General features: G+C 66.8%; 15 protein-coding genes. 9 read left to right on the top strand and 6 right to left on the bottom strand.

The window, feature by feature from the left end; translation table 11 throughout:
• Positions 1–196: 196 nt before the first annotated feature.
• From ACCQ13_RS12425 to ACCQ13_RS12410, 4 genes are all read left to right on the top strand, one after another.
• Positions 197–2,098: a DEAD/DEAH box helicase gene (locus tag ACCQ13_RS12425; RefSeq protein WP_104603930.1), complete on the top strand. Its 1,902-nt coding sequence runs from the start codon at positions 197–199 to the stop codon at positions 2,096–2,098.
• A gap of 375 nt (positions 2,099–2,473) precedes the next feature.
• Positions 2,474–4,879 (top strand): putative bifunctional diguanylate cyclase/phosphodiesterase, encoded by a 2,406-nt coding sequence (locus ACCQ13_RS12420; RefSeq protein WP_104603929.1) that lies wholly within the window; start codon positions 2,474–2,476, stop codon positions 4,877–4,879.
• A 128-nt stretch (positions 4,880–5,007) separates the two neighbouring features.
• On the top strand, positions 5,008–5,730 hold the full coding sequence (locus tag ACCQ13_RS12415) for a pseudouridine synthase (RefSeq protein ID WP_104603928.1): 723 nt from the start codon (positions 5,008–5,010) through the stop codon (positions 5,728–5,730).
• A 54-nt stretch (positions 5,731–5,784) separates the two neighbouring features.
• The gene (locus tag ACCQ13_RS12410) at positions 5,785–6,921 is read left to right on the top strand and encodes a GGDEF domain-containing protein (protein ID WP_104603927.1); all 1,137 of its coding nucleotides are present in this window, start codon (positions 5,785–5,787) and stop codon (positions 6,919–6,921) included.
• A gap of 20 nt (positions 6,922–6,941) precedes the next feature.
• On the opposite strand, the gene ACCQ13_RS12405 is transcribed toward ACCQ13_RS12410, so the two are convergent.
• Complete coding sequence (locus tag ACCQ13_RS12405; RefSeq protein WP_159407273.1) at positions 6,942–7,886, bottom strand: DMT family transporter; 945 nt, start codon at positions 7,884–7,886, stop codon at positions 6,942–6,944.
• Between the two features lie 76 nt (positions 7,887–7,962).
• Positions 7,963–8,796 (bottom strand): DUF72 domain-containing protein, encoded by an 834-nt coding sequence (locus ACCQ13_RS12400; protein ID WP_159407272.1) that lies wholly within the window; start codon positions 8,794–8,796, stop codon positions 7,963–7,965.
• A 317-nt stretch (positions 8,797–9,113) separates the two neighbouring features.
• On the opposite strand from ACCQ13_RS12400, the gene ACCQ13_RS12395 reads away from it, so the two are divergent.
• From ACCQ13_RS12395 to ACCQ13_RS12385, 3 genes are all read left to right on the top strand, one after another.
• On the top strand, positions 9,114–10,706 hold the full coding sequence (locus tag ACCQ13_RS12395; RefSeq protein WP_338000513.1) for a serine hydrolase: 1,593 nt from the start codon (positions 9,114–9,116) through the stop codon (positions 10,704–10,706).
• Between the two features lie 225 nt (positions 10,707–10,931).
• Positions 10,932–12,197: a cation:proton antiporter gene (locus ACCQ13_RS12390; protein WP_104603923.1), complete on the top strand. Its 1,266-nt coding sequence runs from the start codon at positions 10,932–10,934 to the stop codon at positions 12,195–12,197.
• A gap of 191 nt (positions 12,198–12,388) precedes the next feature.
• Complete coding sequence (locus tag ACCQ13_RS12385; RefSeq protein WP_159407270.1) at positions 12,389–14,221, top strand: ABC transporter ATP-binding protein; 1,833 nt, start codon at positions 12,389–12,391, stop codon at positions 14,219–14,221.
• A gap of 179 nt (positions 14,222–14,400) precedes the next feature.
• Here the strand turns inward: ACCQ13_RS12385 and ACCQ13_RS12380 are convergent, their stop codons facing one another.
• A complete protein-coding gene (locus ACCQ13_RS12380; protein ID WP_104603921.1) occupies positions 14,401–16,209 on the bottom strand; it encodes a DUF885 domain-containing protein in 1,809 nt (602 codons plus the stop codon).
• Positions 16,210–16,441: 232 nt separating this feature from the next.
• Here ACCQ13_RS12380 and ACCQ13_RS12375 point away from each other — a divergent pair, with 232 nt between their 5' ends.
• Together ACCQ13_RS12375 and ACCQ13_RS12370 are read left to right on the top strand one after the other, a co-directional pair.
• Complete coding sequence (locus ACCQ13_RS12375; protein WP_104603920.1) at positions 16,442–16,624, top strand: hypothetical protein; 183 nt, start codon at positions 16,442–16,444, stop codon at positions 16,622–16,624.
• On the top strand, positions 16,621–17,430 hold the full coding sequence (locus tag ACCQ13_RS12370) for a DUF4349 domain-containing protein (protein ID WP_104603919.1): 810 nt from the start codon (positions 16,621–16,623) through the stop codon (positions 17,428–17,430). Before ACCQ13_RS12375 ends, ACCQ13_RS12370 begins: the two co-directional genes overlap by 4 nt.
• 197 nt (positions 17,431–17,627) lie before the next feature.
• Here ACCQ13_RS12370 and ACCQ13_RS12365 read toward each other — a convergent pair whose 3' ends face one another.
• From ACCQ13_RS12365 to ACCQ13_RS12355, 3 genes are all read right to left on the bottom strand, one after another.
• The gene (locus tag ACCQ13_RS12365; RefSeq protein ID WP_104603918.1) at positions 17,628–17,921 is read right to left on the bottom strand and encodes a hypothetical protein; all 294 of its coding nucleotides are present in this window, start codon (positions 17,919–17,921) and stop codon (positions 17,628–17,630) included.
• A 78-nt stretch (positions 17,922–17,999) separates the two neighbouring features.
• A complete protein-coding gene (locus ACCQ13_RS12360) occupies positions 18,000–19,334 on the bottom strand; it encodes a DUF2867 domain-containing protein (protein WP_104603942.1) in 1,335 nt (444 codons plus the stop codon).
• Between the two features lie 113 nt (positions 19,335–19,447).
• Positions 19,448–19,762, bottom strand: coding sequence for a metalloregulator ArsR/SmtB family transcription factor (locus ACCQ13_RS12355; RefSeq protein WP_104603917.1), 315 nt, complete (start codon positions 19,760–19,762; stop codon positions 19,448–19,450).
• Positions 19,763–19,846 lie beyond the last annotated feature (84 nt).

Genomic DNA, 19,846 nt, shown 5'->3' with positions numbered 1-19,846 from the left:
AGCGGGTGTATCCAGCGACCTGGATCCAATGGCGGCGGATGGGAACCGGAAGGCTCGAAGAGGCGATCGTCCGAGCCTCGGCAAAACCCTCGCAACCTGAACGGACTGTCACGGCCCTTCGACAGCAGGGGGGGTAAGGGCGCACACTACGCTGCTTTGCGCCTGCCGGCTCCGTGCGGCGCCTCCGGAGTTACCCATGACCCAAGAATCTTCCGCGCCGCTGCTGTTTGCAGACCTCGGCCTCTCGGACGCTGTGATGAAGGCGGTTGCCGCCGTCGGCTACGAGTCCCCTTCGCCGATCCAGGCCGCCACCATCCCCGCGCTGCTGGCCGGCCGCGACGTGCTCGGCCAGGCGCAGACCGGTACCGGCAAGACCGCCGCGTTCGCGCTGCCGGTGCTGTCCAATGCCGACCTGAGCCAGGTCAAGCCGCAGGCCCTGGTGCTGGCTCCCACCCGCGAGCTGGCTATCCAGGTCGCCGAGGCGTTTCAGAAATATGCCGAAGCCATTCCCGGTTTCCGCGTACTGCCGGTGTACGGCGGCCAGCCGTACGCCCAGCAGCTCAGTGCGCTCAAGCGCGGCGTGCATGTGGTGGTGGGCACCCCGGGGCGGGTGATCGATCACCTGGACCGCGGCACCCTGGACCTGTCGCAGCTGAAGACGCTGGTGCTGGACGAAGCCGACGAAATGCTGCGCATGGGCTTCATCGACGATGTCGAAGCCGTGCTCAAGAAGCTGCCCGAGCAGCGCCAGGTGGCGCTGTTCTCGGCCACCATGCCGCCGGCCATCCGCCGGATCGCGCAGACCTATCTGAAAGACCCGGCCGAAGTCACCATCGCGGCCAAGACCACTACCTCGGCCAATATCCGCCAGCGTTACTGGTGGGTGAGCGGGCTGCACAAGCTGGACGCGCTGACCCGCATCCTGGAAGTGGAGCCGTTCGACGGCATGATTATTTTCGCGCGCACCAAGGCCGGCACCGAAGAGCTGGCGCAGAAGCTGCAGGCACGCGGCCTGGCTGCGGCCGCCATCAACGGCGACATGCAGCAGGCGGCGCGTGAGAAGACCATCGCCCAGCTCAAGGACGGCAAGCTGGACATCCTGGTCGCCACCGACGTGGCCGCGCGTGGCCTGGACGTGGAGCGCATCAGCCATGTGCTGAACTACGACATTCCGTACGACACCGAAAGCTATGTGCACCGCATCGGCCGTACCGGCCGTGCCGGGCGCAGCGGCGAGGCGATCCTGTTCGTCACCCCGCGCGAAAAGGGCATGCTGCGTTCGATCGAGCGCGCCACCCGCCAGCCGATCGAAGAAATGCAGCTGCCCAGCGTGGATGCGGTCAACGACACCCGCGTGGCGCGCTTCATGAGCCGCATCAGCGAGACTCTGGCCGGTGGCCAGATCGAGCTGTATCGCGATCTGCTGCAGCGCTTTGAAGGTGAAAACAACGTACCGGCGATCGACATCGCTGCCGCGCTGGCCAAGTTGCTGCAGGGCGATGCGCCATTCCTGCTGACTCCGCCGGTACGTGGCGCACGCGAGGACGCCGCACCGCGCGAGCGCCATGAACGTGCGGATCGTGGCGAGCGCCCGCGCTTCGAGCCGAAGTTCGAGCGTGGCCCGCGTGCCAACGATGGCGAGCGCGCTCCGCGTCCGCCGCGCGGCGAAGAGGCCGGCGAGCGTGTGCGCCGCGAACCGGCGCCGCGTGGCGAACCGGAATTCGGCATGGAGAGCTACCGCATCGAAGTGGGCCACAGCCACGGCGTGAAGCCGGCCAATATCGTTGGCGCAATCGCCAACGAGGCCGGCCTGGAAAGCCGTTACATCGGCCGTATCGACATTCAGGACGATTACTCCGTCCTGGACCTGCCGGCCGACATGCCGCGCGAACTGCTGCAGCACCTGAAGAAGGTCTGGGTGTCCGGCCAGCAGCTCAACATGCGCAGGCTGGAAGACGGCGAGGCGGCCACGTCGCCGTCCAAGCCGCGTTTCCCGCGCGGTGGCAAGCCATCCGGCCGTCCGAATGGCCCGGGGCGTCCGATGGACCGCGCCGGCGCGCCGCACCGCAAGGGTCCGCCCAAGCCGCGCGGAGACTGAGCGCGGGCAGGCGGGCCAGGGGGGCGCGCGTCGCCCCGGCCCCACGCGGCCAGGCATGCCGGCCCGGACGCTGGGCGCCCCAGGTCTCGGCACTGCCACGAGGGCGCGTTCCCCCCCCAAGGGCCGCCACGTATCGGCGTTGTGGTCCGGCGGCTTCACCGTCTGTCATTCGCTATGCATGTAGATGCATGGCGTTACTGTCGCCACGCCTGCTTCGCGCAGGCGTTTCCGGACGCCCACGAGCACACCCGCCCCACCTTCCGCCGGGGGCGCTGACGGCTAACGCCGGCATACAGCTTGGACCGTCGCGGCCGCTACTGCCTTCAGGTGCCCGCTGGGCGCCTGGATCGCACCAGGGCAGTGAAGGACATGGCAATGGCGCAGACAGCACGCGGAAATGGCGGTGGGCAGACCATGCACCTGGTGCGCGGCTGGCTCACGTTGCCCTTGGCGCTCTTGATCGGCGCGGCCGTGGTCATGGCCATGGTGTCGGCGCTGGCGATCGAAATCCAGTCCGGCGCCACCGCCTGGATCGTCGCCGAGAGCCATTGGTCCAAGGCGCAGCAGGAGTCGGTCTATTGGCTGGAACGGTATCTGCGCAGCGGCGATCCAGCCGACCTGCAGGCGGCCTGCCGTGCGTTGGAGGTGCCGCTGGGCGACCGCGCCGCGCGCCTGGCGGTGGAGCAACCGGTGATCGACTGGGCGTTGGTGTCCGCCGGTCTGGGGGCCGGCCGTAATGCCCCAGAGGACATGCCGCAGATGGTGCGTCTGTACCGTTACGGGCAGGGCGTTCCCTACCTGGGCGATGCGATCGCGCTGTGGAAGCAGGCTGACGCCGACTTGATGCAACTGAGTTCGCTGGCCGATCGCGCGGCCTCGTCGCAAGCCGTCGGCCAGCCCGACCCGCGCACCCTGCAGGCCTTGCGCGACGAGTTGCAACTGCTCGATGCCCGTATGCGCGGCGATGCCGCCCAGTTCCTGACCCTGCTGACCCGCTGCGTGCGGCTGCTACGCGAGCTGATGGTGATCTGCAGCCTGGTCACCCTGTTGCTGGTGGTCACCACCTGCGTACTGGCCACGCGCCGCATCCGCGACTATCTGCTCTCGCACGAAGGGCGCTTCCGTACCGCCTTCCAGCAGGCCGCGCTGGGGATGGTGAAGTTCGACCTGCATGGCCGCGTGCTGGATGCCAATGCGTCGATGGCCAACATCCTGCGCTACCGCCCGGAAGAACTGCAGGCCTGCACGCTGGCCCAGCTGATGCATCCGGATCATGTGGTGCTGGACAGCCGCGGCATGATCGATTGGGCGCGGCTGCTGCAACCGGGCGAACTGCGTTTCCTGCGTGCCGATGGCGGACTGCTGTGGGGGCGCTGGAGTGCCTCGCTGGTGGAGCCGGGCCCGGAGGAACCCACGCTGGTGCTGGCGGTGATCGAGGATGTCTCTCACGCGCACGAGCTGGCCGACGAGGTGGCCTTCCACGCCCGGCACGACGCCTTGACCGGCCTCATCAACCGCCGCGAGATCGAACAGCGGCTGCTGCGCCTGATCGAGGTCCCGCAACCGCCGCAGACCTGCCATGCGCTGTGCTTCGTCGACCTGGACCATTTCAAGCTGGTCAACGACACCTTCGGCCATGCGATCGGCGACAAGTTCCTGTGCCACTTCGCCGATGTCATCACCATGCAGCTGCGGCCAGGCGATTGGCTGGGACGGCTCGGTGGGGACGAATTCGCGATCCTGCTGGCCAACACCGATCTGGTGCAGGCGCAGGCGCTGCTGGAGCGCATGCACGGCGTGCTCGGGCAGCCATGGAGCCACCAGGATGGGCGGCCGTTGACGCCGAGCTGCAGCTTCGGCGTGGTGGAGATCCGTGGCTGCACCAACGACGTCAACGCCCTGATGACGGCGGCCGACCTGGCCTGTTTCGCGGCCAAGGAGGAAGGGCGCAACCGCATCCGCTGCTTCGGCGAACACGATCTGGCGCTGGCGCGGCGCCGTCACGATGGCGGCTGGATCAACGCGGTGCAGCAAGCCATTGCCGAAGAGCGGCTGCTGCTCTATGCGCAGCGCATCCAGGTACTGAACGACCCCGCGCGAGTGCAGTACGAAGTGCTGGTGCGCATGCGCGCGCGCGACGGGCGGGTACTGAACCCGGGTGAATTCCTGCCTGCGGTGGAGCGCTACGGGCTGGGTCGCATGGTCGATGCGCATGTGCTGGAAACCTTGTGCGAACAGCTGTCGGCCAACCCGCTGCATGTGGCCTGCCTGGACCTGTGCCACGTCAACCTGTCGGCGCAGTCGATCGCGCAGCCGGAGTTCCTGGATTTCGTCTGTGCCCTGTTCGAACGCTACCCCGCACTGGTGCCCAAGTTGTGCATGGAAATCACCGAAACCGCGGTGATCGGCGACCTGGAGCATGCGCAGCGCTTCGTGCAGAGCGTGCGGGCGCGCGGCTGCCATGTGGCGCTGGACGACTTCGGGAGCGGCCTGGCCTCGTTCGGCTACCTCAAGCAGTTCACCGTGGATGTGCTGAAGATCGACTGCGGCTTCGTGCGCAACTATGCACACGATGCGGTGGACCGCGCGGCGGTGCATTCGATCGCCCAGGTCGGGCTGGCGCTGGGGATTGAAGTGGTGGCCGAAGGCGTGGAGTCGGAGGCCGATATTCCCGGTCTGCGCGAGGCCGGCGTGGGCCAGGTGCAGGGTTTCAGCCTGCATCGCCCGTGCCCGCTGGAGGAGCTGTTCCTGCCGCAGCCGCGCTTGGCAGTGCCTGCCTGAGGTGGCGTATCGGTGCCGGTTGCGCTGAGGGCGATGGCGCAGCGCTGCTCGCCGCCTGTCGCAGCTGCGCTGTCGGGGGCGGACATGCAACGGCGCACGGGACCAGGCAAATCGCCGATAATCGGCCGATGACGAACCGACTCAACAAACACATCGCCGACACCGGCTTCTGCTCGCGTCGCGAGGCCGATCGCCTGATCGGCGAACGCCGCGTCACCGTCAATGGCGTGGTGGCCGGCACCGGCGCGGTGGTGGGGGAAGACGACACCGTGCTGGTGGACGGCCAGCCGTTGCGCGCGCGTGAGGCCAGGAAGCCCGGCGGCCGCAAGCATGTCTACATCGCGCTCAACAAACCGGTGGGCGTGACCTGCACCACCGAGAGTTCGGTCAAGGGCAACATCGTCGACTTCGTCGGCCACGAGCAGCGCATCTTCCCGATCGGCCGGCTGGACAAGGATTCCGAAGGCCTGATCCTGATGACCAGCAACGGCAACATCGTCAACGAGATCCTGCGCGCAGAGAACCGCCACCAGAAGGAATACCTGGTGGCGGTCAACAAAGCCGTCACCGACGAATTCCTGCGCGGCATGGCGCGCGGCGTGCGCATCCACAACGAGACCACCTTGCCGTGCCGCACCACGCGCATTGCCAAGTTCGGTTTCCGCATCGTGCTGGAGCAGGGCCTGAACCGGCAGATTCGCCTGATGGCCGCCGAGTTCGGCTACCGGGTGACGCAACTACGCCGCGTGCGCATCGACAACATCAAGCTGGCCGCGCTCAAGCCGGGGCAATGGCGCAACCTCAATGACGCCGAGCTGCGCGGGCTGCTGCCGCAGCGCACCGACTGGTGAGCCGGCTGCCTGGGTGAAGTGCGGGCGCGCGCCGCGCGGCCTGCCGGGCTGCGGATGGCTCGCCCGCGCGGCCTGTTGCATACTGCCAACGACAACGGTGCAGCAGGGGGGGCTGGCCGCGTGATCAAACGGCAATTGCCCGCTAACGAAGCCGAGCGGCTGACCGCCTTGCGGCGCTACGCGCTGCTGGATTCGCCGCCCGAGCCCGCCTTCGACGATCTCGTGCTGGTGGCCTCCACCGTGTGCCAGACGCAGATGGCTGCGGTGGTGTTGGTGGACGAACACCGGCAGTGGCTCAAGGCCGCGCATGGTGCGGCGCGCAGCGAGGCACCGCGTGACATCTCGTTTTGTGCGCACGCCATTTTGCGTCCGGACGAGGTGATGACCGTCGAAGACACCTTGCTGGACCCGCGTTTCTTCGACAACCCAATGGTCACCGGCGAAGCGGCGGTGCGGTTCTACGCCGGCGCGCCGCTGGTCAGCAGCGATGGCATGCCGCTGGGTTCGTTGTGCGTGTTCGACCAGGTGCCGGCGCAGTTGCGCGATGACCAGCGTGCCGCGCTGCAGGCCTTGTCGCGGCAGGCCTCGCAGTTGCTGGAGCTGCGCCTGGTGGGCCTGCAGCTGCGCCAGCAATTGCGCGAGCGCCACTGGTACGAGCAGCAGATGGCGCAGCATTACGCGGCGATGGAAGCGCTCAATGCCGACCTGGTCGAGCAGACCCGCACCGATCCGCTGACCGGCCTGCCCAATCGCCGTGCGTTCGCTGCCGCGCTTGCCGCAGCGATGCAACAGACGCGTGCAGCGAACCGGCCGTTGTCGGTGGCGCTGCTGGACGTGGATCATTTCAAGGTGGTCAACGACGTGCATGGGCACGACCAGGGCGATGCGGTGCTGCGCGAGCTGTCCACGCTATTGCGGGCGCATGTGGCCGGAACCGGCAGCATTGCGCGCTACGGTGGCGAAGAGTTCGTGATGTTGTTGCCGGATGTGGATCTGCAGCAGGCAAGGCTGCAATGCGAATATCTGCGGCAGGGCGTGGCGACGATGACCGGCGCGCTGCCGGTGACGGTCAGCATCGGCGTGGCGATGCTGACCCCGCACGACAGTGCCGAAGCGGTACTCAAGCGCGCCGACCAGGCCTTGTATGCGGCCAAGCGGGGCGGGCGCGATCGGGTGGTGGCGCTGCCGTAGCGGCGCGGTCTCCGCCGCGCTCAGTCGATGATGTTCTTGGCTTCGGCGGTGCCCAGCACTTCCGGATGTGCCACTTTGCGCTGGCGTTCCAGCACCGGGTGCAGGAACACCGCGCCAAGAATGATCGCCACCCCCAGATAGAACTGCAGCGTGAGTTCGCGCTGCTCGCCCAGCAGGGCGATGGCCAGCACGATGGCGTAGACCGGTTCGAGGTTGGTCACCAGTTGCACCGAATAGGCGCTCAGATGGCGCAGCGCCACCAGCGCCAGCGCGAACGGCAGCAAGGTGCAGGCCAGCGACAAGGCCAGCAGCAGGCCATCGTGTAGGCCGGGAACGACCAGCAGATCGCCATGCAGCGATGGCAGCAACAGCGGCAGGACCGGGGCCAGCACGGTCAGGGTCAGCGTACCGGCGCCCAATTCCAGGGCGGTGACGGTGAGTGGGTCGGCATGCGCCACCATGCGTTTGTTGAGCGAGCCGAACAGCGCCACGAAGACGGCGGAAATGGCGCCGACCACCACGCCGGCACGCATGCCGGCCGGCACGCCGCCAACCACCAGCGCCACGCCGGGCAGTACCGCCAGCCCGAACAGCAATTCGCGTGGGCGGAATGGTCGCTGCGTCACCCAAGGCTCGATCACCGCAGTGAACACCGGTGCCAACGCGATGCAGGTGGCCGCGACGGAGGCGTTGGCCAGCTTGATCGCCCCGTAGAAGGTCAGCCAGTGCAGGGCTACCAGGGCGCCGATGCCGCAATAGCCCAGCACCACACGCCCGGACAGGCCGCGCAATCCACGCCAGACGCGCGGCCACGCCGCCAGCGCCACCACCACGATCAACATGCGCCACCACACCAGCGGCAGCGCCTGCAGGGTGATGAGCTTGCCCAGGATCGCGGTGATGCCCCAGAGCAGGACGCAGAAGTGGATTTGCAGTTGCGCCTTGCGCAGGTCGGTGGTGGGCATGCGCCATTGTCGCCCAAACCTGGCGCAGCGACTGCGTCGGCACATCGCTGCAACGCGTGCCGTAACGCCGTTCCAGTCAACCGGCGGCGATAGCCTGCAACAACGCCATTGCGGCAGCCGGGTTGCGCTGTTTGGCTGCGCCGATGAAGAACGCGTAGACCTCGCGCGGCGTGTCGGCCACAGGCGACGGCGCTGCCAGATGCGGCAGTGCCGCCGGGTCTTCGCCGCGCCGCCAGGCCTGGATGTGCGCGGCCCAGCGGCGCAGGGCCGGCGCCGGATAGCCGGCCTGCAGGCGTGGCTGGCTGCGCATCAGGCGTGCATAGACCAGATCCGTGGACAGGTCCGCAAACGACGGGTACGTGGGCGAATCGGTGAACACGGTGGCGACCTCGTGCCGGCGCACCAGCGCCAGCATTGCCGCGTCCACGGCCGCCGCATCGCGAATTTCCAGTACATGCCGCAATCGACGCCCGCGCGCCTGCCTGGGCAGCAGGGCCAGAAAACCGGTCAGTTCCTCGTGTTCCAGGCGATATCCCTGCTCGAACTGCCAGACCAGCGGCCCCAGGGTCTGGCCGAGCTCAGCGATGCCACCGACGAAATCTTCGATCTGGGTGCCGGTGCCGGCCAGCCGGCGCGACTGGGTGATGCGGCGTGGTGCCTTGGCCGAAAACACGAAGCCTGCCGGCACCTGGCTACGCCACGTCGCGTAGGTGGCCGGTTTCTGCGCGGCGTAGTACGTGCTGTTGATCTCGATGGCGCTGACATGACGGCTGGCATATTCCAGCTCGCGGCGCTGCAGCAGCCCTTGCGGGTAGAACATGCCGGCGCGCCAGGGCACATACACCCAGCCGCCGATCCCGATATGGATGCCCTCCAGCGTGGGCGGTGACGCCGCGAACAGGTCGTTCATTGCAGGGGCTCGCAGTCGGGATGGGTATCGCATGGTCGGCGCCGCCTACAGCGTGCCCGTTCGCCGCCCAGGGTGGCGCAGAAGACGGCGTTGCCGTGTGAGCGCGCGCAGCACGCAGCGCGTGGTCCGGTGGCGAACCAGCAACGGTGTGCGGCCGGGCCAGCGGCACCTTGGGGCAACGCCTGTGGCCGCCGGTTGCTACCATGCTGGCCCGGCTACGCGCGCGTGCCCGGATGCGCTGGACCACGCTTGCCCTGTGCCACAGCGGTTGCTGGACGGCGGCGGTCTGGTTCATCGACGACATAGAGGACATGAGGGTGACTTTGAATCGATGGTTGACGGGGGGAGTGCTGATGCTGGCGAGCCTGACCACCACGCAGGCGGCGCAACTGCCGGCCGGGATGCAGCAGTTCGATGCGCAGGTCGAGCGGGTGCGCAAGCAGTTCGACGTGCCCGGGATCGCGGTGGCCATCGTCAAGGACGGCGAGATCGTGCTGGAGCGCGGCTATGGCGTGCGTGAGATCGGCAAGCCGGAACCGGTGCAGGCCGACACGTTGTTCGCGATCGCCTCCAACACCAAGGCGTTCACGGCGGCCTCGCTGTCGATCCTGGCCGACGAGGGCAAGCTGTCGCTCGACGACAAGGTCGTCGAACACCTGCCCTGGTTCCGCATGTCCGACGCGTACGTCGGCAACGAGATGCGCCTGCGCGACCTGCTGTCGCATCGCAGTGGCCTGAGCCTGGGGGCGGGCGACCTGCTGTTCTGGCCGGCCACCAGCTACACCAACGAAGAGGTGGTGCAGCGGCTGGCCAAGGTGCCGTTGAAGGGCGGCTTCCGCGACCGCTACGCCTACGACAACATCCTGTACGCCGTGGCGCAGCAGGTGATCGAGCAGGTGTCCGGGCAATCCTATGCGCAGTTCCTGCAGCAGCGCATTTTCGCGCCGGTCGGCATGCGCGGCACGCGCTTCAATGCCGACCATCTGCAGCCCGGCGACCAGGCAGCGGTAGGGCACGCAAAGTACGACTTCACCCAGTTGCGCACGGTGGCGCCATTGACCTGGTCCAATAACGCCGGTGCCGGCGGCATCTATTCCAGCGCGCACGACATGGCGTTGTGGATGCGGCTGCAACTGGCCGGCGGCCTGTTGCCCGATGGCAGGCCACTGTTCAGTGCCAGGCGGCAGCGGGAGATGTGGTCGATGATTACCCCGATCGCCATTGGCGATGCAGCGGTTCCGGAACTGGCCGGTGCGTTGCCGAACTTTTCCGGGTATGGCGAGGGCTGGAGCCTGAGCGATTATCGCGGCCATCGCCTGGTGTGGCACACCGGTGGCTGGCCGGGCATGGTGTCGCGGCTGACGTTGATGCCCGACCAGAAGCTCGGTGTGGTGGTGCTGACCAACCAGGAGGTCGGCGCCGCATTCAATGCAGTAACGCTGCAGGTGCTGGATGCATTCCTGCAGGTGCCGCCGACCGACTGGACGGCGGCCTATGCCAAGGCGGTTGAAAAAGCCGGCAGCGACGCCGATACCAGCTGGAAGCGGCACCAGCAGGCACGCGTCGCCCGCTCGACGCCGTCGCTGCCGTTGGCGGCCTATGCGGCGACCTATCGCGACCCATGGTACGGCGAGGTGGTGATCCGCCAGGACGGCGCGCGGCTGCGCATGCAGTTCGCCAAGACCGCGCAACTGGTCGGCACGCTGGAGCACTGGCAGCACGATAGTTTCATCGTGCGCTGGGACGACCGGTCCTTGAATGCCGACGCTTTCGTCAACTTCGCGCTGACACCGGACGGTGCGGTGCGCGAGCTGCGCATGCAGGCCCTCTCGCCGTTGACCGATTTCAGTTTCGATTTCCAGGATCTGGTGTTGACGCCGGTGGCGGCGAAATCCGCGCCGCAGGAGTGACGCGGGCTTGCGTTGATCGCGCATGGCGCTCGGATGCGTCATGCGACCGCTGGCGTCCGCTTGCCCGGGCGTCGTTGCCGACGCAGGCAACTGCATGGGTGGCGCATCGGCGTGAGTCCGAAGGATTGGGGGCGCAAGCCAGGCGTGAACCCGGCACGGTCGCGCTACCGTGAATCGGCATGGGTGGGTATGATCCGCCCACTTCTCAGGGATGTTGCCCAACGCATGACCACTGCGCAGATGTCGGTGTATTTCTTTCTGCAGGCCGCGGCGATCCTGCTGGTCTGTCGGCTCGTGGGTCTGTTGGCCAAACGGCTGGGGCAGCCGCAGGTGGTGGGCGAGATGATCGCTGGCGTGATGCTGGGGCCGTCGTTGTTCGGCCTGCTGGCGCCGCAATGGCAGGCGGCCTTGTTTCCCAAGCAGACCATGGATGTGCTGTATGTGTTCGCGCAGTTCGGCGTGGGCCTGTACATGTTCCTCGTGGGGACCGACTTTCGCGGTGACCATTTCCGCGCGCGCTACCGCAGCGCGATGAGCGTTTCGCTGGCCGGCATCGCGGTGCCGTTCGCACTGGCGTTTGCGTTGTGCCCGTGGCTGCTGACGGTGGGCGGGCTGTTCTCGGAGAAGGCCAAGCTGCTGGAAGCGTCGTTGTTCCTGGGCGCGGCCATTGCGATCACCGCCTTCCCGATGCTGGCGCGCATCATCCACGAGCGTGGCCTGACCAACAGCCCGTTGGGCACGCTGGCGTTGACCGCGGGTGCCTTCGACGACGCGGCCGCCTGGTGCATCCTGGCGGTGGTGCTGGCGAGCTTCGGCGGCAGTTGGGGCAGTGCGTACCTGGCCATCGGCGGGGGGATCGGCTATGCATTGTTCATGATCTTCGTCGGCCGCCATCTGCTGCGCCGGCTGGCCGATTACGTGGTGCCCGGGCAACCGCTCGGCAATGGTGTGCTGGCGGTCGTGCTGATGCTGTTCTGCCTCAGTGCCTGGGCGATGGATGCGATCGGCATCCATGCGGTGTTCGGCGGTTTCCTGCTTGGCGTCTGCCTGCCCAAGGGGCCGTTGACCGAGAAGCTGCGCGAGATGCTGCAGCCGTTCGTGGTGGTGCTGCTGCTGCCGTTGTTCTTCACCTATTCGGGGCTCAAGACCCAGCTCAGCGTGTTGCTGCAGCCGCAGATCATGCTGGCCGGCGTGGCGATCCTGGTCGCCTCGTTCGTCGGCAAGGGCGTGGCGTGCTGGGCGGCGGCGCGCGCCACCGGCGAGAACAATCGCGATGCCATGGCGATCGGGTCGCTGATGAATGCGCGCGGCCTGATGGAGCTCATCATCATCAATATTGGCCTGCAGGCCGGGGTGATCGAGCAAGGCCTGTTCTCGGTGCTGGTGCTGATGGCGATCCTGTCCACGTTGATGGCCACCCCGTTGTTCAACTGGATCATGCGTCGCCACGCCAACGTGACCAACGCGGTACCCAGCCTGCAGGGACGCTGATCCGCGCGTCGCCGCCGGATCGGGGCGGCCGCGCAAGCCGGCGCCGGGCGCAATGCGGTGTCGCACGGGCGCGGCGGTGCCCGGAGGCGGCGTGCGCACGCTACGGTGCCAGCCGATCGCGACATGGCGCCACGCCGTGCCGACGCCCGATCGGCTAGCCTGGGTGCCCGGTGTCTCGCGATGTGGCTGCAATGTTCCGCTGGTTCGAATCCCTGATCGATATCTTCCCGCCCATCGAGCGGGAGATGCCGCCACGTAACGTGTGGCGGTTCTATCTGCATTACCTGCGGCCGTTGTGGCCGATCCTGCTGGCCACGCTGATCGCCGGGCTGTTGCTGGCGTTGGTGGAAGTGGCGATGTTCGACTTCCTGGGCCGCATCGTCGATATGCTCACCGAGCGTCCGGGGCCGGAGTTCTTCCGCCAGCATGCCGGCGAGCTGGCGTGGATGGCCGGAATCACGCTGATCGCGCGGCCCTTGTTTACCGGGCTGCACAACCTGCTGGTCAACCAGGCCATCGTGCCCGGCTTGAGCAACCGCTCGCGCTGGTTGATGCACAACTACGTGGTGCGGCAGAGCCTGGGCTTCTTCAACAACGACTTTGCCGGCCGCATCGCCAACCGGGTGATGCAGACCGGTACCTCGTTGCGTGAATCGGCGGTGCAGATGGTCGATGCGCTGTGGTACATCGTGGTCTACACGGGCAGTGCGCTGTGGTTGTTCGCACAGGCCGACCCCTGGCTGATGGCGCCGCTGCTGATCTGGCTGGTGGTGTATGTCGCGCTGATGGCGTTCTTCGTGCCGCGCATGAAGGCACGCGCCTGGGTGGCCTCGGACGCGCGTTCCAAGGCAACCGGGCGCATCGTCGATGGCTACACCAATATCTCCACGCTCAAGCTGTTCGCGCATTCCGGCCGCGAAGAAGCCTACGTCCGCGATGCCATCGACGAGCTGGCGGTCAAGCATCGCCGGCAGACGCGGGTGACCACCGCGATGGATACCGCCATCGCCATGGCCAACGGCTTGCTGATCGTAGGCACCTGCGCGCTGGCGCTGTGGCTGTGGAGCCGTGACCAGATCAGCGTGGGTGCGATCACCCTGGCCACCGGCCTGGTGATCCGCATCCACAACATGTCCGGCTGGATCATGTGGACGGTCAACGGCATCTTCGAAGACATCGGTACCGTGCAGGATGGCATGCAGACCATCTCCCAGCCGGTGCAGGTGCAGGATGCGCCCACTGCAGTGCCGCTGCGCGTCACCCAGGGGCAGGTACAGTTCGAGCAGATCCATTTCCACTACGGCAAGCGCGGCGGCGTGATCGCCGGGCTGGACCTGCAGGTGCGCGCCGGCGAGAAGATCGGCCTGGTCGGGCCCTCCGGCGCCGGCAAATCCACCCTGGTCAACGTGCTGCTGCGGCTCTACGACCTGGAACAGGGGAGTATCCTGATCGACGGGCAGGACATCGCGCGGGTCACCCAGGAAAGCCTGCGCGGGCAGATCGGGCTGGTGACGCAGGACACCTCGCTGTTGCATCGCTCGATCCGCGACAACCTGCTGTACGGGCGGCCGCAGGCCAGCGACGCGCAGATCCTGGAGGCGGTGCGCAAGGCGCGCGCGGAGGGGTTCATCGAGACGCTGGTGGACGGCGAGGGCCGGCGCGGCTTCGATGCGCACGTCGGCGAGCGTGGGGTCAAGCTCTCTGGCGGTCAACGCCAGCGCATCGCCATCGCACGCGTGCTGCTCAAGGACGCACCGATCCTGATCCTGGACGAGGCGACCTCGGCGCTGGATTCGGAAGTGGAGGCGGCGATCCAGGACAGCCTGGACGCACTGATGGGCAACAAGACGGTGATTGCCATCGCGCACCGGCTTTCGACCATCGCGCGCATGGACCGGTTGGTGGTGATGGACGGCGGCCGCATCGTCGAGACCGGCACGCATGCGCAACTGATCGCGCACGGCGGGCTGTATGCGCGGCTGTGGGCGCGGCAGACCGGTGGGTTTGTTGCGGCGGATGGGTGAGGCAGCGCTGTGTGCGGGCACTGCGGGACAGGTAGATGCGGGTTCGTCGCTTGCCAAGGAAATGGCAAGAGCGCAAGCACCTCATCCGCCCCTGCGGGGCACCTTCTCCCGCGCGCGGGAGAAGGGACATGTAGCAAAAGCCGCAGTAGCCGTTCTCCCGCGCGCGGGAGAAGGACCGATCACTCGATCGGCTGATCCAGCATCAATTCGCGCGCAAAGCGCACTGGCGGGGCACCGTAGGACAGCATCTTGTCGTGGTAGGCCTTCAGGTTGAAGTCCTTGCCCAGCTTCTCCTGCGCCGCCTTGCGCGTATCCAGATGTTCCTGCACGCCAACGAAGTAGGTCGGCAACTGCGCCGACGACAGCTGCGCGCGCACCCATTTGCCGGAGGCCTCGCTTTCCTGCTGGAAGGTGTCGTGGGTCATCAGGTGCATCGCCTTGTCGCGATCCCAGCCATCCACATGCACGCCCTGGTCGAGGATGGCATTGGCAATGGTGCGCAGGTAGAACTTCAGCTGCACCAGGTGGAACAGCGGGTCGTTATCCAGATAGCCCTGTTCCTGCATCATGCGCTCGGTGTACACCGCCCAGCCCTCGGCGAACATGCCCGAGCGCAGCACCGCGCGCAGCGTGGACGGGAACTTGGCCGAATGCCAGCCTTCCAGGTAATGGCCCGGCGTGCCTTCATGGATGCTCAGCAGGTGGATCATGCGGGTGTTGTATTCGCGCAGGAACGAGTCGACCTGCTGGTCGTTCCAGTCGTCGGGAATCGGCGACACCGCGTAGAAGGTCTTCAGGTTCTTGTCGAGCGGGCCGGGAGAATCGCAATAGGCCACTGCCACGCCACGCTGGAATTCCGGCATCAGGATGATGTCCACGGGCGAATCGGGCAGCGTCATCAAGTCCTTCTGGCGCACGAATTCGGTGGACTGCGCCAACGCGGTCTTGGCTTCGTCCACCACCTTGTCGCGTGCGGGCTTGTCGGCATAGGCCAATTCCAGCGCGGCTTCGATCGCGGCCTGCTGCTGCTCGTCGTTGGGCGATTCGGGCAGCGTGGGAGCGCCGGGCTTGTCCTTGAGCACGGTGCGCGCAATGCCGTACATTTCGCCGCGCACGCGCTTGAGCTCGGACTCGGCACGTTGCTTGATGTCGGCACGCGAGAGTGACGACAGCAGCGCGAACTTCAGCTTCTGGTCGTACTTGTCTGCTCCGACCCGGAAGTCGCCCTTGGCGTTGGGCACCAGCACGGTGTCCAGCCAGGTTTGCTGTTCGGCGACAGCTTTCTTCAGGTTGTCGATGGCCGCTTGGGCACGCGCCGCTTCGATCGGGCCCAGCTGGCTGATATTAGGCGCGATGAAGGTATCGACGATGCTGAGGATGCCCTTGTTCTGCTTGGCCACCGTTTCCGCATGGATCTTCGGTACGCGTGCCGGGTCCAGGTTGGCACGCGCCTGCGCAAGGATGCTGGGAATCTTTTCCATGCGTTGGGTAGCGGCGCTCAGGCGCTCGGGCAGCGGTGCGAATTCGCGCGCCATCAGGCCATACAGGGCGCTGCCGGCCAGGCTGTTATAGACCTGCGGATCCCAGGCCCAGCTCTGCAGCACCTCGGTATTCCAGATCTCCGATTGCAGCTGATTGCGCAGGATGGCGGCGTCCACCTGGTTCTCGCGCGAGAGCTTGGCGACATCGACCGCGTCCAGTTCGGTTAGCAAGGTCTTGTTGGCTTCCAGGCTGCGCTGGCGGCCGCCGTCGCTGAGGTCGTCGATCTGCGCATCGAAGCGGTGGTCGCCAGTCTGCGTGGCAGTGACCGGCGACAGCTGCATCCAGGTGTCGAGCGCACGCTTGGACAGCGCGGCAAACCGCGCATCCGGGGTCTGCGCATCCTGCGCGCCGGCAGCGGGAGTGGCATCGGCGCGCGGGGATTCGGGCTGCTGCTGGCAGCCAGCCAGGCCGGCCAACAGGGCAAGGACAAGCAGGCGTTGACGCATCGTGGATCCTGATGGGAGCAAACCCACAGCATAGGCATCTGTGCGCCCGTTCGCATCCACCATTGGTTTAGAGTGGCCACCAGGCGGGACCGGACGGGCGGACGCAACCGTCACCTGCCATGATCGGCAAGGCACCGCTGCATTCGCCCAGGCGCAGGGCCGGCGGTGCGCCGGTAGCGTTCCATTTCCTTGAGGCACATCCACAACGCACTGTTTTCCAAGGAGCAAACCCATGCAGCACGCCGGCAGCTGTCACTGCGGACGCATCGCTTTCGAGCTCGAGACCGATGCGCCGATCACCGAGGGCGCCAATCCCAAGACCGGGCAAGCCACTATCGCCGTCAATGTGCGTTGCATTACCGGTCTGGATCTGACCACGCGCAGCGTGCAGCGGATCGATGGGGCCAGCCTGTGAGGCCCGCCATGCCGCGTTACCCGATGGTGTTGCTGATCGGGTGGGCGTTGGGCGGGTGCGCACGGCCGCAGGAGGAGATGGCCGCAGACGCCGGCGCTGCGGCGGCGCCGGCGTCTGCGCCGGTCACATCCGGCGCGTCACTGGCCTACGAACACGATGTCCGCATCGAATTGCCTGCCGATCAGATCGGCGAGCGCGTCGCTGCGGTGCGTAGCGCCTGCCAGGGCGCGCAGTACGGCAACTGCGCCGTGTTGACGGTGGAGCAGAGCGGCGGGCGCGACGCCAGCGGCAGTGTCAGCGTGCGGCTGGTGCCCGAGGGTGTCGAGCCAATGGTGCAACTGGCCGGCGAGCATGGCGATGTGGCGGCGCGCAGCACGCGTGCGCAGGACCTGGCCCAGCAGATGGCCGATACTGGCCTGGCGCAGGCACGATTGCAGAAAGAACACGCGCGACTGCAGGAGTTGCAGCAACGCCGTGATCTGGCGGTAGGTGACCTGCTGGCGGTGTCCAAGCGCCTGGCCGAGATCGAGGCCGAGTCACAGCAGACCCAGCAGGACGCTGCGCAGCAACAGCGTCGTGTACGCACCCAGTTGCTGACGCTGCATTTCAGCGGCACCTGGAGCGAGCAGGGCAGGGGCGAAATTGCGGAGGCGGCTGCCGAATTCGGTCAGGTCTTTGCGGTCAGCATGGCCTTCGTGATCCGTGCGGTGGCGGCGCTGCTGCCGGTGGGCGCGGTTGCCGCCGTGATCGGCTGGCTGGTGCTGCTGGTCTGGCGCTGGCGCCAACGGCGTCGCAGGATGCCCTGAACCAAGGTGTGGCGCTGTGCCGCGTCGCCGAGGTGGCGCGCGCATGCCGTACCGCGCGGTCCTGCGGCGAAGAAACCGTGTTCTGCAAGGGAATGCGCCGTCTGCTCCTTGCAGGCGGCGCACAGCAAACCGGGTCGGGTGGCGGGCCGGCGCAGCATTGCTACGCACGCAGGCGGCGCTCAGCCCTGAACCGATGCTCAGCCTTCGTCGTATTCGTATTCGACAAACACGTCCAGCTGCAACGCCAGTTCCTGCACCGCGTTGCGCACCTTCTGTGCGGTGGCTTCGTTGCCAGCTTCCACTTCGAATTCGTGGCTGCCCGGACCTTCGTCGTCCGAAAGGCCCGCCGAGCTGGAATCGTCGTCGTCCAGGTGTGGCATCAGGTCGTCGACTTCTTCCACGTGCTCGATGCCTTCGATGCTTTGCAGCAGGTTGGCGATGGCGCGCGCGTCGTCGTCGGTGCCGGTGATACGCAGGCGAACAGTGGGCATGGGCGTGTCCTGGGGATTGGGGACCCCAAGCCTAGGCAGCGCCAGGACAAAACGAGGTGATGGTGCCGGCGCATCCGTTCACGGCGAATGCGCCAGCCAGGCAGCGCTTTCCGCGTGTTCGGCATGTAGCAGGCGCTGCGCTGCGGCACGCAGCATGGCCGGCACGATGTAGTGGTGGTGCACATGGAGGATGGAGGCTATGTACACACGTCCCAGCCAATTGCGGCAGCTGACTTGCGTGGCCATGGTCAGCGCGATGCGCTGGTCGCCGATGCGGCGCAATGCGATCAAGGAACGAAAACGCAGATGCTTGTCGTCGGCGCCGAGGACGACCTGAATCTGCTGTCCATCGGCATCGCTGCGTTGTGCCAGCACCGGGAAGCGCCCGGCGAACAGGTGTGTTGCGGACGGATCCAGCAACGGCGACACGGGACAACCCCGACGCGAGGTGCGCCACCCCAATGGCGCAACCAGCAGATTGCGCAGCTGCATCAACCCGCTGACACCCCTGGGTGGCTGGTCCACGAACGCTTGCAGCAGATCACAGAGCACGCCTTGCAGGGTGTCGCTGTGCAGCTGGCGCGCATCCAGCTCCAGTTGATGGCCATCCTGGAAATGCACGGCGCTACCGAGCTGCCCATGCAACAACGCCTCCGGCGGCAGTGCCGGTAGCGGGCTGACCTGCGGCAGGGGCAGATGGGTGGCGACGAATCCCGGCCGGCGCGCGCGCGTCAGCGCCTGGCGCAGCCGGCCGCTCCAGCGCCGCGCGCGGCTGCAGGCGCGTTGCTGCCAGCTCTCAGGGCTGGCGTGCAGCGACAGCGACACGGTGGGGACATCGGCGGCGGCCGGCGGCGCGGCCTGCAACAGGGCAGTGACCGCAGCGGGCAGCAATTCGGTCAGGCTGGCGATGGTGGCCTGGCCCTGGTGGACCAGTGTCTGCTGCGCGTCGCTCAGCACGCCGCCGGCTTCGTCCGGGTGGCAGGACAACGCAAAGAACGCCGAATGCGCAGCATTGCTCTGCGCCGGTGCGAACTGATGCCAGGTGCCGCCGCCGAAGCGCACGGTGAACAGGCTGTCGCCGGGCAGGTTCACATAACGCAGCGCGCGCACGAACGCGTTGGGGTCGGCGTCGAGCTGTTGCAGGGAAGCGGTGGAAAAGCGCAACTGTGCACCGCCGCTGCCGGTGATGGCAGTGAACACGCGATGGCCGGCGTGGCAATGGAACGGGTGTCCCTGCGGGCCCACCGAAAACGAGAACAGCGAGGTGGGGTCCCCATGACTAAGGTCCGGTGCCGACAACTGCGCGGAGGGTTCGTCCAGCGCGTCGTGATGGGCCGGGTGCTGCCGCTGCCGCTCCACTGTCTGCGCGATCAGGCTGTCGCCTGCGCCGGGATCGAGCTGGGCGATCAGTATCACTTCCACCGGCCGGCCGCCGCTGTGCGAGGGCAGCGTCACGCGCGGAAAACTGCGGTCGGAAACAATCCGTGGGTGGTCCATGGCAACTCCTTGCGGTGGGAAGACCGCAATCAGCGAGATTTTTTGGCCAATTTGCGCGATTCGCGTTGCAACGGACCGGCGACCGGGCAGATTTCGAAAGCGAATCCGCTGAGCGTGTTGACCATATTGTCCGGTGTCAGCCGATACACCACGAACTGCCCGCGCCGCTCGCTGCTGACCAGGCCGGCCGCCGACAGCACCGACAGGTGACGCGAGATGGCTGGCGCGCTCATCGCAAAGCGTTCGCCGATCTGCCCGGCAGTCAGTTCCTGCGCGGACAGGTAGGCCAGGATTTCCCGGCGCGGGCGCGAGGCCAGGGCTTCGAAAATGCGGTCAGCAGACATGATTTGGTTTAGATAATTAACGAATTAGCTAATTAATGATCTTGATGGAATGCTTGTCAAGCGATTTCTTATCGGCCTGCCAGG

Origin of the sequence: Xanthomonas sp. NCPPB 1638, from assembly GCF_041475635.2 — a bacterium.
GTDB classification, from domain to species: domain Bacteria; phylum Pseudomonadota; class Gammaproteobacteria; order Xanthomonadales; family Xanthomonadaceae; genus Xanthomonas; species Xanthomonas cucurbitae.
The sequence above is the reverse complement of the archived record's forward strand: the minus strand, read 5'-3'. Positions and strand labels throughout refer to the sequence as shown.

Coding starts and splice junctions, on each gene's coding strand:
- ACCQ13_RS12415 (WP_104603928.1), top strand. CDS start 5,008: ATGACGAACCGACTCAACAAACACATCGCCGACACCGGCTTCTGCTCG.
- ACCQ13_RS12365 (WP_104603918.1), bottom strand. CDS start 17,921: ATGCCCACTGTTCGCCTGCGTATCACCGGCACCGACGACGACGCGCGC.
- ACCQ13_RS12385 (WP_159407270.1), top strand. CDS start 12,389: ATGTTCCGCTGGTTCGAATCCCTGATCGATATCTTCCCGCCCATCGAG.
- ACCQ13_RS12425 (WP_104603930.1), top strand. CDS start 197: ATGACCCAAGAATCTTCCGCGCCGCTGCTGTTTGCAGACCTCGGCCTC.
- ACCQ13_RS12375 (WP_104603920.1), top strand. CDS start 16,442: ATGCAGCACGCCGGCAGCTGTCACTGCGGACGCATCGCTTTCGAGCTC.
- ACCQ13_RS12400 (WP_159407272.1), bottom strand. CDS start 8,796: ATGAACGACCTGTTCGCGGCGTCACCGCCCACGCTGGAGGGCATCCAT.
- ACCQ13_RS12420 (WP_104603929.1), top strand. CDS start 2,474: ATGGCGCAGACAGCACGCGGAAATGGCGGTGGGCAGACCATGCACCTG.
- ACCQ13_RS12390 (WP_104603923.1), top strand. CDS start 10,932: ATGACCACTGCGCAGATGTCGGTGTATTTCTTTCTGCAGGCCGCGGCG.
- ACCQ13_RS12405 (WP_159407273.1), bottom strand. CDS start 7,886: ATGCCCACCACCGACCTGCGCAAGGCGCAACTGCAAATCCACTTCTGC.
- ACCQ13_RS12410 (WP_104603927.1), top strand. CDS start 5,785: ATGGCTCGCCCGCGCGGCCTGTTGCATACTGCCAACGACAACGGTGCA.
- ACCQ13_RS12355 (WP_104603917.1), bottom strand. CDS start 19,762: ATGTCTGCTGACCGCATTTTCGAAGCCCTGGCCTCGCGCCCGCGCCGG.
- ACCQ13_RS12380 (WP_104603921.1), bottom strand. CDS start 16,209: ATGCGTCAACGCCTGCTTGTCCTTGCCCTGTTGGCCGGCCTGGCTGGC.